We start from the raw sequence: 15481 nt of genomic DNA on the forward strand, positions 1-15481 counted from the left end.
GACCGGCAGGACGCCCATAGCCGTATTTGTCCCAAGCTGCGGCGCGCGATCCGGCGTCACCCATTGCTGGCGCTGCATGCCGTGGCACATCTGGCTGTGAGCATAGCGCGCCTGGGGCCGGGTCTGCTGCTCGGTCCTGTGCGGCGGCAAACGGTGACTTCATGGCAGCGGATGCGTTGCAGGTCGACCGCTGCGCCTCTTGCGTATTCATGGTGGCCACGGCGAACGGCCCCTTGTCGATGTGTGTACACAACGCCCAGCGAGATCAGCATCTGGCCAGCCCGGACCGGATCGACGAATCCACCGGGCCAAGATGGTGGAACGCAGCAGTGCCCGGAATGTCTGCGTATTCCGACTTGCCCGATCTGAGCGACCCCGCATTGGCGCCGCTCAATCGGTTAAAGGGGCAGATGCGGGCCGTGCGTCAGGCACGGAAGGACGCCTCATGAAAAAGCTGCTGATCCTGCTGCTGCCGCTGATGGCCGCCTGCGCCAGCGTCCAACGTCTGGCTTTACCTGCGCCTCAGGTGTTGCCGGGGCAAACGCTGAACCGCTTTGCCTCTGCGCCGGGCCAGCAAGTCGATCACCGGGATTGGACGGCGTTCCTGTCCCGATATGTCGCGCCCGATGCCCAGGGTGTGAACCGGGTGGCCTATGGGCAGGTGACGCAGCCGGACACGGCGCGGCTGGACGGGTATCTGGTTGACCTGCAAGCCGTTGACCCAACACGGCTGACCCGCGATCAGCAACTGGCCTATTGGATCAACCTTATAACGCCATGACGGTGGATGTGATCCTCGAGAATTACCCCGTTGCCTCGATCCGCGACATCAAGGACGGGCCGATTTCGATCGGGCTCTGGAGCCGCCCGCTGGTACAGGTCTCGGGGCAAATGCTGACCCTGAACGATATCGAGCTTCGCATCATCCGGCCCACGTTCAACGAACCGCGCATCCACTACGCGTTGAACTGCGCTGCTGTGCGCTGCCCCAATCTGATGAACCGCGCCTGGCAGGTCAAAACGCTGGAACGTGACTTTGCCGCCGCCGAACGCGCCTATGTCAACGATCCGCGTGGGGTTCGGTTTGACGCGCGCGGGCGGTTGATCCTGTCAAAGATCTATACCTGGTTTCGTGAAGATTTCGGCGCCAACGAGCAGGCAGTTCTGAATTAACTCCAGACAGTGGCCGATCCCGATGTGCGCGCGGTTGCAGAACACCGCGCGCGTCAATGCTTATAAATACAACTGGGCCTTGAACGACGCTGCTGCGGCGTTCTGAAAGGTCAGAGCAACCCTTCGGCGCGCAGCAACTCCTGCATGTTTGCTTCGGGCCGCGGGCCGATATGGCTGATAACTTCGCGGGCGCAGACATTGCCGATCCTGGCACAGGTTTCATAGTCGCGGCCCGTGGCCATGCCAAACAGGAACCCGGCAGCAAACTGATCGCCCGCGCCGGTCGCATCCACCGGAACCACCTTTTCCACTGGCACGTCGATGCGCTGACCACCATGCAGAACGGTCACCCCGTCGCCCGAGCGGGTGCAGACGACAAGCGGGCAAATCTCGGCGGTCTTTGCCAGCGCCTCTTCCAGATCGTCGGTCTCGAACAGTGACTTGATTTCGGCCTCGTTGCCGATGACAAAGTCCAGCTCGTTCTCGATCAGCAGCAGGAAATCGACCCGGTGGCGTTCCACGCAGAACGGGTCGGAGATGGCGATACCTGCTTTGCCGCCGCCCTTGTGGCAGTTTCGCGCGGCCTCAAGAAAGGCCGCCTTGCCCTTTTCCTTGTCAAACAGATAGCCCTCAAGGAACATGATTTGACTGTTGCCTGCCACGTCCTCGGAAACATCTTCGGACGACAGTTCCGACGAAATCCCCAGATAGGTGTTCATCGACCGTTCCCCATCCGGCGAAACGAAGATCATAGACCGCGAGGTCGGCAACTCTCCGCCCGGCACCGGCGGATTGACGAAATCCACACCATCCTCGTTCATCGCATCCGCGTAGAACCGGCCCAGAGCGTCATCATGCACCCGGCCGATAAAGGCCGCGTCCAGACCCAGCGCACCGGCCCCGGCGATGGTGTTGGCCACGGACCCGCCCGGCGTCTGCACCCGGCCTTCCATTGAGGCATACAGAACTTCGCCGCGCTCCTGCTCAATCAGCTGCATGATGCCTTTTTCGATGCCCATCAGCTCCAGAAAACTGTCATCGGCCTGGGAAATCACGTCCACAACGGCATTGCCGATGCCAGTCAATTGGTAGGTCTTCATAGGTTCTTGTCCTCAAATTCGCAGAGATCGCGGATGATGCAGGTGCCGCACATGGGTTTGCGGGCTTTGCAGTGATAGCGGCCATGCAGGATCAGCCAGTGATGCGCATGGAGCTGGAAATCGGTTGGGATGTTATCCTCGATGGCGCGTTCGACCGCGTCCACATGCTTGCCGGGGCAAATGCCGGTACGGTTACCGACGCGGAAGATATGGGTGTCCACGGCCTGCGCCGGATAGCGCCACCACATGTTCAGCACCACGTTGGCCGTCTTGCGGCCCACCCCGGGCAGCGATTGCAGCGCGGCGCGGGAATTGGGGACCTCACCGCCGTAGTCCTCGACCAGAATGCGGCTGAGTTTGATGACGTTCTTGGCTTTCTGCCGGAACAGGCCGATGGTCTTGATATGCTCGATCAAGCCCTCTTCGCCCAGATCCAGCATCTTTTGCGGCGTGTCGGCGATCTTGAACAGCTCTTTGGTGGCTTTGTTGACGCCCGCATCGGTGGCCTGCGCAGACAGCGCCACCGCCACAACCAGGGTGTAGACGTTCACATGCTCCAACTCACCCTTGGGTTCGGGGTCGGCGTCCTGAAAACGCGTAAAGATCTCGCGGATCGTGTGGTAATCGAGTTGCTTTGCCATCCGAGCCTTAATGCCGCCCGTGGACCCATGACACAAGCCCAAAGCCAATGCGCATGTTCCGGGTCGCTTGGGCGTGACCTGCGCGCTATGGTTTACCAAAGACAATGAGGTGAAAGACATGAACGTCCAGACCCCCGAAAGCGGCTATCACTACAACGTCATGCGGCGCGCGATCGAGCTGATTGATCAGGGTGGAGAACCCCTCAGCCTGGATGAGCTGGCCCGCCAAATGGACATGAGCCCGGCGCATTTCCAGCGCCTGTTCTCACGTTGGACTGGCGTGTCACCGAAACGCTATCAGCAATATCTGACGCTGGGCCATGCCAAGGCACTGCTGCGCGAACGGTTCACGACATTGGAAACTGCCCATAATGTTGGGCTGTCCGGTTCTGGCCGTCTGCATGATCTGTTCCTGAAATGGGAATCGATGAGCCCCGGCGAATACGCCCGCAAGGGCGCGGGTCTGACGATCTATTGGGGCTGGTTCGAAAGCCCCTTTGGCCCGGCGCTGGTGATGGGCACTGACAAGGGCATCTGCGGCATGGCCTTCGGCGCCGAAACCGGCGAGGAAGAGGCGATGGAGGACATGCTCTCGCGCTGGCCACAGGCAGAGTTTGTCGAAGACCCGATGCGCCTGCGCCCCTGGGTGCTGAGCGCCTTCGGGTCTGTCAGCGACCGGCTGGAACCGACGCCCTTGTACCTGATCGGCTCACCCCTGCAGATCAAAGTGTGGGAGGCGCTGATGCACATACCATCCGGTCAGGTGACCACCTATTCCGAGATCGCAGAACGGGTTGGGTCGCCACAGGCGGTGCGCGCTGTGGGCACAGCGGTCGGGCGCAACCCGGTCAGCTGGCTGATCCCCTGTCACCGCGCGCTGCGGAAATCCGGCGGTCTGGGCGGGTATCACTGGGGCCTGCCGGTCAAACGCGCCATGCTGGCCTTCGAGGCCGCTCAGGCGGATGCCTGATTGACAGAACGCGTTGCCGGTGCCACATGTCACGACAGGTTTGGGTCTCCTGCCGTTCGCGGCCCTTGGCTTTGGTGAAACCCTGTTGAAACTCATCTGTTGCCCTTTCACGGCGCGCGGATGGCAATGCGAACCCCGTCCTGATCTTGCGCCCGGAGTAAAAAGGGACGAGGCGTTATGCCTCGTCCGATCTGTAGCGCTTAGAGGGCAGGTCTATTCCGCGGCCCAGCCGCCGACAGCTTTGACTTCCAGGAAATCTTCCAATCCCCAGACACCGCCTTCGCGCCCGTTCCCGGACTGTTTCATCCCCCCGAACGGAGACCCGGCGCTGCGCGACTGGCCGTTCATTTCAACCATGCCCGACCGCAATACGCGGGCCATGCGGTTGGCCCGCGCACCGTCCTGTGTCTGGACATAGTTGGTCAGGCCATAGGGCGTGTCATTGGCGATCTCGACCGCCTCTTCTTCGGTGTCGAAGGGGATCATGGTCAGGACCGGGCCAAAGATTTCCTCGCGCGCGATGGTCATCTGGTTGTTGGCGTCGGCAAAGACAGTGGGGCGGACATAGAAGCCCTTGTTCAGACCCTCGGGTCGACCGGTACCCCCCGCGACCAGACGGGCGCCTTCGTCGATGCCTTTCTGGATCAGGTCCTGAATTTTGGTCCACTGGACCTCGTTCACCACCGGGCCGATATGGCGGCCTTCTTCCAGCGCCGGTCCGACCTTGACCATGTTTGCCACCGTAGCGGCTGTCTCAACCGCCCTGTCATAGATCGGGCGCTGCACCAGCATGCGGCTGGGGGCGTTACAGCTTTGGCCGGTGTTCTGCATCATGTGCAGTACGCCGCGTTTGACCGCCTTTTCATCCGCATCGGCGAAGATCACATTCGCGCCCTTGCCGCCCAGTTCCAGATGCACCTTCTTGAGCGTATCCGCAGCCGCCCTGGAAATCGCCGTGCCTGCGCGGGTTGATCCGGTAAAGCTGACCATATCCACATCCGGATGCGACGACAGTTGCGAGCCCACACCGACACCATCGCCGTTGACGAGATTGAATACGCCGGGCGGAAAGCCGGCCTCATCCATCATCTCGGCAAAGATCATCGCGTTCAGCGGGCTCTGTTCCGAGGGTTTCAGCACCATGGTGCACCCCGCAATCGCCGCCGCGCCGACCTTGAGCGTGATCTGGTTCATCGGCCAGTTCCACGGCGTGATCAGGGCGGCGACGCCGACGGCTTCAAAGATGATCCGGTCATTGGGGGCGTGATCGCCCAGCGGGCGGTCAAACTGAAACGCCTTGGCAGCGCGGATGAAGTTCTGCAGGTGATACATCCCGGCACCCGACTGCGCGCTGCGCGACAGATCCAGCGGCGCGCCCATCTCAAGCGACATTGCCTGTGCCAGATCCTCGGTCCGGGTCTGGTAAATCTCGACCAGTTTTTCGACCAGTGCGATCCGGTCCGCGACTGGTGTGGCCATCCAGCCGGGCAGGGCGGACCTGGCGGCGGCGACGGCGGCGTCCGTGTCCACCTGCGCGCCCAGCGAGATTACTGCGCAGGGCTCCTCGGTCGAGGGATTGATTACCTCGAAGTCATTGGCAGCCGACGGGGCGGTCCACTGACCGTTGATATAGAAATCGCGTTTTTCGATCATGGCGCATCCTCCTGTGCGAACCGTCCGAACCCGGTGTGTCGGGGCTACTCTGGCATCGGGGTTGGGGCACGGCAAGCGGTAATTTGATCAAATTTTTTCGCGGATCTAGATGGTTTAACAATTGCGCAAAGTGTTTAGGTTTACGGCAACCGACTCGGGTTTTTCACAAGAGAGGAGATTTGCCATGGGTTTGCGCATTAATGACACGGTTCCGAATTTCACCGCAGAAACGGATCAGGGCACCGTTCAGTTCCACGACTGGATTGGCGACAGCTGGGCCATCCTTTTCTCGCACCCCAAGGACTTTACCCCTGTCTGCACAACCGAGTTCTCGGCCGTGGCGCAGCTGAATGACGAATGGGCGGCGCGCAATACTAAGGTGATCGGCGTATCGGTGGACAATGTCGAGGATCACAAGAAGTGGAAGAAGGACATTGAAGAATACGGCAAGGCCAATCCCGGCTTCCCGATCATCGCCGATGACGGTCTGGCCGTGTCCAAGGCCTTTGATATGCTGCCCGCCGAGGCCTATCTGCCCGATGGCCGGACCCCCGCAGACAGTGCCACCGTGCGGTCGGTCTTTATCATTGGACCGGACAAGCAGTTGAAATTGTCGATGACTTATCCGATGACCGTAGGTCGGAACTTTGCCGAGATTCTGCGCGCGCTGGACGGGTTGCAGATGTCGGCCAAGGGCGTCGCCACACCGGCAAACTGGGTGCCGGGTGAGGATGTGATCATTCCGCCTGCGGTGTCGAACGACGAAGCAAAAGCGAAGTTCGGCGAGTTCGAGACGATCTTCCCCTATCTGCGCAAGACCAAGGCGCCGTCGTAAGCCGGGGTCGGGTCAGGGGGGCTGTCTGCCCCCCATCGCGCCATGGGCGCGATTCCCCCCGAGGATATTTTCAGCCAGATGAAGCAGGCAGGCGCTGTGGGTGCAGGTGGAGTTGCGCCCGGTAGATTGCGCGTTTGACCTCGCGGGTCAGCTTGTCTGACAGTGGTGGTTTGGTCTGGATGGTCGAGCCTCCGATTTCGCCCGCAACCTCCTGATTGCCGCTGCCTTGCAATGCATGGATGGGCTGGCCGGTCAGCCAGTGCATTTGCAGGAAGGTGTCCACAGGTCGGTCAATCTGATTGGTTGCGGCCAGCAGGCGTTCGGCGGCGCGGCGGCCCACAAGTTGGCATACGCATTGCAGGCCGATCACCTTGGGCAGGATCAGGCGCAGCCCGCTTTGCTCGGCCAGGGTTTGGGCCGGGGCTTCGCGTTGTTTTACCGGGATGCGGATATAGTGATCGGGCGTGGCAAGCGGGGCCAGCATGTCCAGCGCCTGGGCCATGCGGGTGGGGTCGATACGCAGGTCATCCTCGGTGATGATGGCCAGATCGATCTTTTCCTCGACCAGCTTGCGCCAGATACGGCGGTGGCTTTCGAAGACACCGATTTCGGCCGGGCGCAGGGCAAAGGGGTAGTGGGGGCGGTGCAGGTTGCCCGGATACAGCTGAACCCCGGCGATCTGGTCCGGGTCGCGGCCGTTCACGGCCTCGAACAGTTCGGCATTGGGCAGGTCGGCGCACAGTTGGTCGGCATTGGGCCGCCGGGCCATGCTGGAAGACATATGGATGACAAAGGAACGCATGTCCCCGTGCATAGAACACGGGAACATGCGGGGGAAGAGAAACCGGAGAGAAACTCTTGCCCCAGGGTATTCAGAATCCGTAGCGCAGGCCGACATTGACGCTGAACACGTCGATATCGTCTTCGACCGTGCCGGTCCGGGCACCGTTGGGGGCCAGGCGTTCGGACGAGACGTCGAAGGCGCGGGAATAGCGGGTGTCCAGCGTCAGCGCGATGTTCGGATCGATCTCGTAGGCGACACCGGCGATGACCTGCGCGGCAAAGTTCGTATCGCTGTCATCCAAAGTCACGCCCGGCCCATAGGAGAAATCCACATTGGTATAGGTGGCGCCCAGCCCAAGGCCGACATAGGGGGTGAAGGCTCCGGCCCGTTTGAAATCGACCAGCACGTTGGCAAACAGCGAGGTCTGCGTGACATCACCCGAGATGTTGCCCTCGGCGCCCGGTCCGTTGCCCGAGAAATTCACCCCGTCCACGTCGCTGTCGCGATAGGACAGTTCCAGTTCAACCCGCGTGCCGATCCGGTCGTTGGACCATTGCGGGATCTCGGTGCCAATCGCAACGCCCAGCCCGTAACCGGCGTCAAAATCCGTATCCACCGACTGCGACGACCCGTTGACCGTGCCGCTGAAGTCGCTGTCCTGCAGCTGGCTGTAACCGGCAAAGCCCTGAATATACAGGCCTTCTGACAAGCTTTGCGCGGCCAGTGACGATGCGCTGACCGTCAGGGCCGCCGAGGCCAAAATGAGGCGCGTAACCATAACCATGTCCTTCGTTCCGAGTTCGGTATGGTGCACATGTGGGCGATGTTGGCGGGAAAGAAAGGCGCTGGGCCATCACTTCGTTTCACAGGTTTTTAGGGCTGTGTGAGTGAATAAACTTGCGCGGCCACAAATCGCCTCCGCCAAAGTGTCTTGCGGCCAGGTCCGAGCGACCAGATATGGCTGTGATTGGCTATTTGGGCAGCAGTTTCAATCAACAAGAAATGTTGATCATACGATAGACCACACGGTTTGGATAACACTATTTTTGCCGGCCTAAACGATCTGCTGATGTAAGATTTTCGGCGCGGTATAAGGCACTTGTCTCTGGTGTTGCCGTGAAATATCTGGGTGCGTGCGTACAAAATTATAACTTTTGACCAGCGAGGAATTAAGAGGTAAGCGAACGGCGTGGCGTATCTTCTCAGAAAAAACACTTTAGTTGTGGCTGCAACGGTGGCCTTGGTGTCCGGGTGCGCCACGGAGAAGGTTGACGAGCGTGTCGAGCGGAACGTTGAGTTTTCCGGTTTCTACAACGAGATTTCCGGCAATTTGTCAGATGGGTCCGCCGTGTCCGGCGTGGCGTGGTTCAGCGGTGGCCGACCCGGCGGCGACTTTTGTCTGCAGACCGAAGAAACCGTTTGCTCGGGCAAATACTCAGCGGGAATTTCTCGCCGGATATCTGGTGAATTTGTGTGCTCCAACGGGATTATTGGGAGTTATAAAACTGAGCGCATCCCTGAAGGTGATTTTGTTGTTCCGGTTAAAGGCACGGGCAGTTTATCGGATGGGCGCAGCGCGCGTGTGGTATTCTCCGAGCTTAAGCGAGGAAGCGGTACAACCCGGTGCTTAGGTTCCGCTAAAAGCTAGCGTTTCTCAGGCGGGTTGGGTTTGTGAGTGCACACACCTGAACGTTCAAAAAAAGACCCCGGCGCAAAACCGGGGCCTTCGTTGTCATAAGAGAGGGCAGATTACTCTGCGCTTTCTTCTTTCTTTTCTTTCTTCTCGGGAACGATCTCTTCGCCGGTTTCCTGATCGACAACTTTCATCGACAGGCGGACCTTGCCGCGATCGTCAAAGCCCAGCAGCTTGACCTTTACTTCCTGACCTTCCTTCAGAACGTCCGACGGATGGTTCAGGCGGCGGTTTTCGATCTGGGACACGTGGACCAGACCGTCGCGCTTGCCAAAGAAGTTCACGAAGGCACCGAAGTCGACGATCTTGACCACTTTACCGGTGTAGATCTGACCCTCTTCCGGCTCGGCCACGATCGAGTGGATCATCTCATAGGCCTTCTTGATCGATTCACCATCGGGCGAGGCGATCTTGATGACGCCGTCGTCATTGATGTCGACCTTGGCACCCGAGGTTTCCACGATCTCGCGGATAACCTTGCCGCCCGAGCCGATCACTTCGCGGATCTTGTCGGTGGGGATGTTCATGGTCTCGATGCGCGGCGCGTGGACCGAGAATTCGTTGGTCTCGGACAGGGCTTTGCCCATCTCACCCAGGATGTGCATCCGGCCGTCCTTGGCTTGCGCCAGGGCTTTCTCCATGATCTCGGGCGTGATGCCCGCGACCTTGATGTCCATCTGCAGCGAGGTGATGCCGTTTTCGGTACCCGCAACCTTGAAGTCCATGTCGCCCAGGTGGTCTTCGTCACCCAGAATGTCGGACAGGATGGCGTATTCGCCGTCATCTTCCAGGATCAGACCCATGGCCACACCGGCAACCGGCGCTTTCAGCGGAACGCCCGCATCCATCATCGACAGCGAGCCGCCGCAGACCGACGCCATCGAGGACGAGCCGTTGGATTCAGTGATCTCCGACACGATACGGATCGTGTAGGGGAAATCGGTTGCCGCAGGCAGAACCGCCTGCAGGGCGCGCCATGCCAGCTTGCCGTGGCCGATCTCACGACGGCCGGGGCCACCAACGCGGCCAACTTCGCCAACCGAATAGGGCGGGAAGTTGTAGTGCAGCAGGAAGTTCGATTTGAAATTACCATGCAGCGCGTCGATGAACTGCTCATCGTCGCCAGTGCCCAGCGTGGTCACGGCCAGCGCCTGTGTTTCACCACGGGTGAACAGGGCAGACCCGTGGGTCCGGGGCAGCATCGAGGTCTCGGCCACAATCGAACGGATATCGGTGGTCGAACGACCGTCGATCCGCTTGCCGCCTTTGACGACGTCGCCGCGCAGAATGCCGGCTTCCAGCTTTTTCATCGCCGAACCGAGGTTGCCGTCTTCCAGCTGTTCCTCGGTCAGCGCTTCCTTGATTGCTTCACGCGCAGCGGCAACAGCAGCGGTGCGCTCTTGCTTGTCAGTGATGGCAAATGCGGCGCGCATCTGCTCTTCACCGGCGGCTTTTACGGCGGCGGACAGCTCGGAATAATCCGGCGCCTGGAAGTCAAACGGCTCTTTTGCGGCGTCTTCGGCCAGCGAGATGATCAGGTCGATGACCGGCTGGATCTGCTCGTGCGCAAAGTTCACCGCGCCCAGCATTTCCGCTTCGGACAGCTCATAGGCTTCGGATTCCACCATCATCACGGCGTCTTTGGTGCCGGCAACAACCAGATCCAGACGCTGTTCAGGGTTCAGGCGCAGGTCCTGCATGTCGTCCACGGTCGGGTTCAGAACGTATTCGCCATCTTCGAAACCAACGCGGGCACCGGCGATCGGGCCACGGAACGGCGCGCCCGAGATGGTCAGAGCAGCCGAGGCCGCGATCATCGCAACGATGTCGGGGTCGTTGACCAGATCGTGGCTCAGCACGGTGCACATCACCAGAACTTCGTTCTTGAAGCCATCAACGAACAGCGGGCGGATCGGACGGTCGATCAGACGCGCGGTCAGCGTCTCTTTCTCGGTCGGGCGCGCCTCGCGCTTGAAGAAGCCACCCGGAACCTTACCGGCGGCATAGTATTTTTCCTGATAGTGGACGGTCAGCGGGAAAAAGTCCTGACCCGGCTTTTGAGCCCGTGCAAAGGTCACGTTCGCCATGACGCTGGTCTCACCCAGTGTGGCGATCACGCTGCCGTCGGCCTGACGGGCAACCTTGCCGGTTTCCAGTGTGAGCGTCTCTTCGCCCCACTGCATAGATTTCTTTGTTACATCAAACATATGCGTATCCTAGAAGGGAGCACTCCCGGCCCTCCGGGTCTCCCGTTTTGCATGGCGGCCCCATTGCCGCCGACCCCATTTTAGCTTTCGTCTGAGTGCCGGGGTCAGGGCACAACGTCTCAGATATCGCGCGCATACATGAGATTGCGGTCAAAGGAAAGCAAAACCGCGCGGTGACCAGCGGAAAGTACAGCGCTGGCCATGGGTACGGCCATGACTGCATAGAACGCGGCCAACACAAAGGACATCACGATTATACTGCTGCCCAAGGCAATGAATGCAAATGCGATTTGCGTGGTGTCTGCGGCATCCTGAATTGCGGCCCATGAAAGAGGCTCTCTGACCTGCCACATGGCAAAAGCCATTGCGGACAAATTGACCACAAGCGTCAGAACGGTCAGCGCCGCCGCGCAGAACAACTCGTACATCACCGCATACAAAGCCATAGCCCGGTAATCCGTATGTCGTGTATCCCCTTTCAGTTCCAGCGCTGCGCGTATGCCAAACAGGGTGAAAAAGGCGGTTGTGATCGGCTCACTGACGTAGCTGGCCATGCCAAGCGTGAAAAGACCCAAAACCGCCCAGATAACGGTTGAGGCGATACTGATCACAAGGACCGGGACGATCATGCGCAACATCACGCGGAACGACAGCAAAAGAGAGTTGAGGATTAGCGCCATGGGGGACGTGCCTGTCAAAATCACCGAAGTACCGAAGCGCGAAACCAATAAATGGAGAGTTGTATGCAGGGGGGGTGCCGAAAGGTAAATACATTCCCGTTCGTGAATGCGTTTTGCGAAAAAGTGATTGCAGTGTAAGCTCTTACCACTGAACCTGCGGTCGAATGGACGGAAACGCGCCAGGGGCAGAACACTCACATCCGTCGGCCGCACGAATACCTTGGCGTTTGCATCTGGCGAACAGAGGGGCATCGAATGGCTCAATCAAAGAAAATGCTGGATCCGGATCCGCGGATCTATGACTTCGAAACAGAATACGAACTGGGGCAGGATAACGTCCGCCCGTTCGGCCTGGACATTCACAATCCGGTCTTCCTGATATCCAGTATCCTGATCTTTGCCTTCGTTCTGATCGCATTGGCCAATCAGGAGGCCGCGGCGTCGTTCTTTGGCTGGCTCAGGCCATGGCTGACCAGCACGTTCGATTGGTTCCTGGTCCTGTCGGTTGACGCAATCACCCTGTTCTGTCTGGCGCTGATTATTTTGCCAGTCGGCAAGGTCCGGATTGGCGGCAAGGATGCCAAGCCCGACTACTCCTATGCCGGCTGGATCGCGATGATGTTCGCGGCCGGTATTGGTATTGGTCTGCTGTTCTTCGGTGTGATGGAGCCGGTCTATTACAACTTTGCCGAGGGCGGGAATGCCGTCCCCCTGGGCATCGATATTGCGGTTCCGGGCAATGAATATGCCGGTGTTGTGGGCACCATTCACCATTGGGGCCTGGAAGGTTGGGCGGTTTACGCCGCTGTCGGCCTCAGCCTGGCGATTTTTGCCTATAACCTCGATTTGCCGCTGACCTTGCGGTCTGCGTTCTACCCATTGCTGGGCGAGCGTGTCTGGGGCTGGTGGGGCCATGCCATCGATACGCTGGCGGTGTTTGCCACGCTGTTCGGCCTGACAACCTCGTTGGGTCTGGGCGCGCAACAAGTGGCCTCGGGTCTGTACGAGGTATTCGGCATCGAACCCAGCCCGACCGTAACTGTTTTCCTGATCATCGGCATCACGCTGATCGCGATGGGATCGGTCCTGATGGGCATGGACGCGGGCGTCAAACGGTTGAGTGAGATCAACATGATCATGGCCGTCGGCCTGTTCATCTTTGTCATCTTTGTCACCGGCGTCGGCACGGCCATTGCACGCTATGCAAACGTGATGGTGGATTACGTAACCAAACTGCCCGCGCTTTCGAACCCCTTCGGACGAGAGGACACCAGTTATTTCCACGGCTGGACAACCTTCTACTGGGCCTGGTGGATCGCGTGGTCGCCGTTTGTGGGCATGTTCATCGCCCGCATTTCCAAAGGTCGCACGGTGCGCGAGTTCGTGATCTGCGCCCTGCTGGCACCCACGGCGGTCTGCGCCCTATGGATGTCGACCTTTGGCGGTGCTGCAATCGACATGCTGAACGCGGGCGGAGCTGAAGGTGTCCGGGCCACGGTGATCGACAGCTACGCCCCCGAAGGCGCGCTGTTCGGGTTCCTGAAGGAACTGCCGCTCTACGGCATCATCGCCCCCATCGCGCTGATCCTGATCGTGGTGTTCTTTGTCACCTCGTCGGATTCGGGCTCGCTGGTGATCGATACGATCACCGCAGGCGGCAAGATGGACGCCCCGGTGATCCAGCGCGTGTTCTGGTGTACGCTGGAGGGTCTCGTTGCCATCGCATTGTTGCTGGGCGGAGGCCTCTCGGCCCTGCAGGGCGCGGCGGTTTCGACGGGCATTCCGTTTACGCTGGTGGTTCTGATGATGTGCTACTGCCTGTGGCTGGCGCTAAAGTCGGAACGGGCAAAGATGTAAGGGGTACGGCCTGAGAAAATCGAAACGCCCGCCAATTCGGCGGGCGTTTTTTTGTGCAGGCATAAAGCGGGGTTGTGCCCTGCCTGAGCCTCAGAACTTACCGTTGCCATGCGCCATTTCGGCGGGAATGGGCGACACGACATCCCAATGTTCAACGATTTTTCCATCTTCGACGCGCCACAGATCGAAGAACGCCCAGGGCTCGCCACCCATGGTGGCATCTGTTGCCACAAACACGAAATTGCCCTCAGCGACGGCAAATTGCGGTTCAAACTTGGTAATCACCATGCCCTGCGCAGCAAAGACCTCGATCGCCGCCATCAACCCCGACAAACCGTCGTCAATCGAGGGGTTGTGCTGCATGTAAACCTCGGGGTCCATGTAGTTCGCTGCATTCTCCGGTGCAGCGCCCCCTAGAACGTCGCGCACGAAACCCAGGACCAGCGCCTTGTTTTCCTGTGTCTTGTCGTGGTCGGCGATCTCGGTCGGCCCGTCCGTCATGCCGCGGCCTGACGCGGTTGTTTCGGGGATGGGCTGCAGGTTGTCCCAATGTTCGACAACTTTTCCGTCTTGCACGCGGAAAATGTCAAACGCCGCAAGCGAGGACGCGCCAAATGCATCGGCATTGTCATAGGTGTTGTGCAACACGACCATGTCACCCTCGACGATTACGCGATGGGTTGTGGCGGTCATGCCGGATTGTGCGACCAGCGGGATCAACCCTATCAACCCGTCCGCCCCTGTCGGAACCTGAGGGTTGTGCTGGACATAGTCAGCCGTCACCAGCTGACGCGCGGCGTCGGGATCGTGTTCGATGAAGGCGGCCGAGAACAGGGCGAGGACAAGCTCTTTCGGGGTCATGGGTCAATTCCTGATGATTCGAGTTGTGGCAATAGTTAGTATTAAAAACGCACCACATATCAATTACGCACTTTCTAGTCACGTGGTTACTTCAAGGATACTGTGTTGAAAAACAGGTGGTTGAATTGTGCGGTGTAGGTATTAGGATCACTTCAGGTATCAATTACGCACCAGAGGCTCACATGCTCCCTATCGGCGTCAACAGCAAAGCCGAAGCGTCAAACTGCTCGATCCGTTCGGTTCTGTCCAACGTGACCGGCAAATGGCGCATGATCATTCTTCTCGCGCTGGAAGACGAGCCGAAGCGATTTGGAGAGCTGAAACGCTGTATCGGCGATGTGACGCAACGAGTGCTGACGGAGAATCTGCGCGGCCTGCAGCGCGATGGCTATCTGACGCGGACAGTCGATCCCGGCCCGCCCGTTGCGGTATCCTACGCGTTGACGCCTTTGGGTCGCAGCCTGTTGGAGCTGCTCAAGCCGCTTGTGTACTGGTCTCACGAGCAAATGGATGAGGTTAAGACCGCGCGCATGGAATATGAACGCGCGCATCCGGATTGAACACCACGTCGGCTTTGCATCGAGCAACAAAAAAAACGCCCGCCAAATTGGCGGGCGAAAAACCGGTAAACCGGTTTCAGATCTTGTGCAAAAAGCGCTTAGCGGCGGATGCCCAGCTTTTTGATCAGGTCCTGATAGCGTGCTTCTTCCTTGCCCTTCAGGTAGTCCAGCAGCTTGCGGCGCTGGGCGACCATTTTCAGCAGACCGCGACGACCGTGGTTGTCTTTTTTGTGGGTCTTGAAGTGCTCGGTCAGGGTGGTGATGCGCGAGGTCAGGATGGCAACCTGGACTTCAGGCGAACCGGTGTCGCCCTCTTTGGTGCCGAATTCTTTCATGACGCGTGCTTTTTCAGCGGCAGTAATCGACATCGGGGTCTCCTTTAAAGGTTAGAGTTGATGGCGCAGGCCGGGATGTCGTCCAGCGCAGGCCCATGGAGAAAACCGCACCGATTCCGATGCGGATGGGCG

General features: G+C 59.3%; 17 protein-coding genes. 8 read left to right on the plus strand and 9 right to left on the minus strand.

Going from position 1 to position 15481, the window contains the following annotated elements; genetic code table 11:
• Window positions 1-161 precede the first annotated feature (161 nt).
• Genes ACOQFT_RS11005 through ACOQFT_RS11015 form a run of 3 tightly spaced genes read left to right on the plus strand, consistent with a single transcriptional unit; the run spans window position 162 to window position 1173 of the window.
• The gene (locus tag ACOQFT_RS11005) at window positions 162-449 is read left to right on the plus strand and encodes a hypothetical protein (protein ID WP_421597967.1); all 288 of its coding nucleotides are present in this window, start codon (window positions 162-164) and stop codon (window positions 447-449) included.
• Window positions 446-781, plus strand: a complete 336-nt coding sequence (locus tag ACOQFT_RS11010) for a hypothetical protein (protein WP_421597968.1) — start codon at window positions 446-448, stop codon at window positions 779-781. The genes ACOQFT_RS11005 and ACOQFT_RS11010 overlap by 4 nt, the downstream gene beginning before the upstream one ends.
• Window positions 757-1173: a DUF547 domain-containing protein gene (locus tag ACOQFT_RS11015; RefSeq protein ID WP_421597969.1), complete on the plus strand. Its 417-nt coding sequence runs from the start codon at window positions 757-759 to the stop codon at window positions 1171-1173. The genes ACOQFT_RS11010 and ACOQFT_RS11015 overlap by 25 nt, the downstream gene beginning before the upstream one ends.
• A gap of 110 nt (window positions 1174-1283) precedes the next feature.
• Here ACOQFT_RS11015 and ACOQFT_RS11020 read toward each other — a convergent pair whose 3' ends face one another.
• Both ACOQFT_RS11020 and nth read right to left on the minus strand, forming a co-directional pair.
• Window positions 1284-2273 carry an adenosine kinase gene (locus ACOQFT_RS11020; protein WP_421597970.1) on the minus strand — a complete coding sequence of 330 codons (990 nt, stop codon included), beginning with the start codon at window positions 2271-2273 and terminating at the stop codon, window positions 1284-1286.
• The gene (gene nth / locus ACOQFT_RS11025; RefSeq protein WP_421597971.1) at window positions 2270-2914 is read right to left on the minus strand and encodes an endonuclease III; all 645 of its coding nucleotides are present in this window, start codon (window positions 2912-2914) and stop codon (window positions 2270-2272) included. Before nth ends, ACOQFT_RS11020 begins: the two co-directional genes overlap by 4 nt.
• 118 nt (window positions 2915-3032) lie before the next feature.
• Here nth and ACOQFT_RS11030 point away from each other — a divergent pair, with 118 nt between their 5' ends.
• Window positions 3033-3884 (plus strand): methylated-DNA--[protein]-cysteine S-methyltransferase, encoded by an 852-nt coding sequence (locus ACOQFT_RS11030; RefSeq protein WP_421597972.1) that lies wholly within the window; start codon window positions 3033-3035, stop codon window positions 3882-3884.
• A 213-nt stretch (window positions 3885-4097) separates the two neighbouring features.
• On the opposite strand, the gene ACOQFT_RS11035 is transcribed toward ACOQFT_RS11030, so the two are convergent.
• The gene (locus ACOQFT_RS11035; RefSeq protein WP_421597973.1) at window positions 4098-5537 is read right to left on the minus strand and encodes an aldehyde dehydrogenase family protein; all 1440 of its coding nucleotides are present in this window, start codon (window positions 5535-5537) and stop codon (window positions 4098-4100) included.
• Between the two features lie 184 nt (window positions 5538-5721).
• Here ACOQFT_RS11035 and ACOQFT_RS11040 point away from each other — a divergent pair, with 184 nt between their 5' ends.
• Window positions 5722-6372 (plus strand): peroxiredoxin, encoded by a 651-nt coding sequence (locus tag ACOQFT_RS11040; RefSeq protein ID WP_421597974.1) that lies wholly within the window; start codon window positions 5722-5724, stop codon window positions 6370-6372.
• A gap of 70 nt (window positions 6373-6442) precedes the next feature.
• Here the strand turns inward: ACOQFT_RS11040 and ACOQFT_RS11045 are convergent, their stop codons facing one another.
• Complete coding sequence (locus tag ACOQFT_RS11045) at window positions 6443-7174, minus strand: glycosyltransferase family 25 protein (protein ID WP_421597975.1); 732 nt, start codon at window positions 7172-7174, stop codon at window positions 6443-6445.
• Between the two features lie 70 nt (window positions 7175-7244).
• Window positions 7245-7934 (minus strand): outer membrane protein, encoded by a 690-nt coding sequence (locus ACOQFT_RS11050; protein WP_421597976.1) that lies wholly within the window; start codon window positions 7932-7934, stop codon window positions 7245-7247.
• 411 nt (window positions 7935-8345) lie between these two features.
• On the opposite strand from ACOQFT_RS11050, the gene ACOQFT_RS11055 reads away from it, so the two are divergent.
• Window positions 8346-8804: a hypothetical protein gene (locus tag ACOQFT_RS11055; RefSeq protein ID WP_421597977.1), complete on the plus strand. Its 459-nt coding sequence runs from the start codon at window positions 8346-8348 to the stop codon at window positions 8802-8804.
• Between the two features lie 101 nt (window positions 8805-8905).
• On the opposite strand, the gene pnp is transcribed toward ACOQFT_RS11055, so the two are convergent.
• Together pnp and ACOQFT_RS11065 are read right to left on the minus strand one after the other, a co-directional pair.
• Window positions 8906-11056 (minus strand): polyribonucleotide nucleotidyltransferase, encoded by a 2151-nt coding sequence (gene pnp, locus ACOQFT_RS11060; protein WP_421597978.1) that lies wholly within the window; start codon window positions 11054-11056, stop codon window positions 8906-8908.
• Window positions 11057-11175: 119 nt separating this feature from the next.
• Window positions 11176-11988 (minus strand): hypothetical protein, encoded by an 813-nt coding sequence (locus ACOQFT_RS11065; protein WP_421597979.1) that lies wholly within the window; start codon window positions 11986-11988, stop codon window positions 11176-11178.
• A 3-nt stretch (window positions 11989-11991) separates the two neighbouring features.
• Here ACOQFT_RS11065 and ACOQFT_RS11070 point away from each other — a divergent pair, with 3 nt between their 5' ends.
• On the plus strand, window positions 11992-13593 hold the full coding sequence (locus ACOQFT_RS11070) for a BCCT family transporter (RefSeq protein WP_421597980.1): 1602 nt from the start codon (window positions 11992-11994) through the stop codon (window positions 13591-13593).
• Between the two features lie 90 nt (window positions 13594-13683).
• On the opposite strand, the gene ACOQFT_RS11075 is transcribed toward ACOQFT_RS11070, so the two are convergent.
• Entirely contained in the window at window positions 13684-14454 is a 771-nt protein-coding gene (locus ACOQFT_RS11075; protein WP_421597981.1) for a nuclear transport factor 2 family protein, read from the minus strand.
• Between the two features lie 182 nt (window positions 14455-14636).
• On the opposite strand from ACOQFT_RS11075, the gene ACOQFT_RS11080 reads away from it, so the two are divergent.
• Window positions 14637-15014, plus strand: coding sequence for a winged helix-turn-helix transcriptional regulator (locus ACOQFT_RS11080; RefSeq protein ID WP_421597982.1), 378 nt, complete (start codon window positions 14637-14639; stop codon window positions 15012-15014).
• 98 nt (window positions 15015-15112) lie between these two features.
• Here the strand turns inward: ACOQFT_RS11080 and rpsO are convergent, their stop codons facing one another.
• Window positions 15113-15382, minus strand: coding sequence for a 30S ribosomal protein S15 (gene rpsO / locus ACOQFT_RS11085; RefSeq protein WP_170379357.1), 270 nt, complete (start codon window positions 15380-15382; stop codon window positions 15113-15115).
• Window positions 15383-15481 lie beyond the last annotated feature (99 nt).

Origin of the sequence: Ruegeria sp. MALMAid1280 (genome assembly GCF_049195285.1) — a bacterium.
Classification (GTDB): domain Bacteria; phylum Pseudomonadota; class Alphaproteobacteria; order Rhodobacterales; family Rhodobacteraceae; genus Ruegeria.

What these genes read in the sequence shown, in the direction of transcription:
- ACOQFT_RS11050 (WP_421597976.1), bottom strand. Translation starts at nt 7,934, where the DNA reads ATGGTTACGCGCCTCATTTTGGCCTCGGCGGCCCTGACGGTCAGCGCA.
- ACOQFT_RS11030 (WP_421597972.1), top strand. Translation starts at nt 3,033, where the DNA reads ATGAACGTCCAGACCCCCGAAAGCGGCTATCACTACAACGTCATGCGG.
- ACOQFT_RS11040 (WP_421597974.1), top strand. Translation starts at nt 5,722, where the DNA reads ATGGGTTTGCGCATTAATGACACGGTTCCGAATTTCACCGCAGAAACG.
- ACOQFT_RS11065 (WP_421597979.1), bottom strand. Translation starts at nt 11,988, where the DNA reads ATGCCCCTCTGTTCGCCAGATGCAAACGCCAAGGTATTCGTGCGGCCG.
- ACOQFT_RS11075 (WP_421597981.1), bottom strand. Translation starts at nt 14,454, where the DNA reads ATGACCCCGAAAGAGCTTGTCCTCGCCCTGTTCTCGGCCGCCTTCATC.
- ACOQFT_RS11035 (WP_421597973.1), bottom strand. Translation starts at nt 5,537, where the DNA reads ATGATCGAAAAACGCGATTTCTATATCAACGGTCAGTGGACCGCCCCG.
- rpsO (WP_170379357.1), bottom strand. Translation starts at nt 15,382, where the DNA reads ATGTCGATTACTGCCGCTGAAAAAGCACGCGTCATGAAAGAATTCGGC.
- ACOQFT_RS11070 (WP_421597980.1), top strand. Translation starts at nt 11,992, where the DNA reads ATGGCTCAATCAAAGAAAATGCTGGATCCGGATCCGCGGATCTATGAC.
- ACOQFT_RS11080 (WP_421597982.1), top strand. Translation starts at nt 14,637, where the DNA reads ATGCTCCCTATCGGCGTCAACAGCAAAGCCGAAGCGTCAAACTGCTCG.
- nth (WP_421597971.1), bottom strand. Translation starts at nt 2,914, where the DNA reads ATGGCAAAGCAACTCGATTACCACACGATCCGCGAGATCTTTACGCGT.
- pnp (WP_421597978.1), bottom strand. Translation starts at nt 11,056, where the DNA reads ATGTTTGATGTAACAAAGAAATCTATGCAGTGGGGCGAAGAGACGCTC.
- ACOQFT_RS11020 (WP_421597970.1), bottom strand. Translation starts at nt 2,273, where the DNA reads ATGAAGACCTACCAATTGACTGGCATCGGCAATGCCGTTGTGGACGTG.
- ACOQFT_RS11010 (WP_421597968.1), top strand. Translation starts at nt 446, where the DNA reads ATGAAAAAGCTGCTGATCCTGCTGCTGCCGCTGATGGCCGCCTGCGCC.
- ACOQFT_RS11045 (WP_421597975.1), bottom strand. Translation starts at nt 7,174, where the DNA reads ATGCGTTCCTTTGTCATCCATATGTCTTCCAGCATGGCCCGGCGGCCC.
- ACOQFT_RS11005 (WP_421597967.1), top strand. Translation starts at nt 162, where the DNA reads ATGGCAGCGGATGCGTTGCAGGTCGACCGCTGCGCCTCTTGCGTATTC.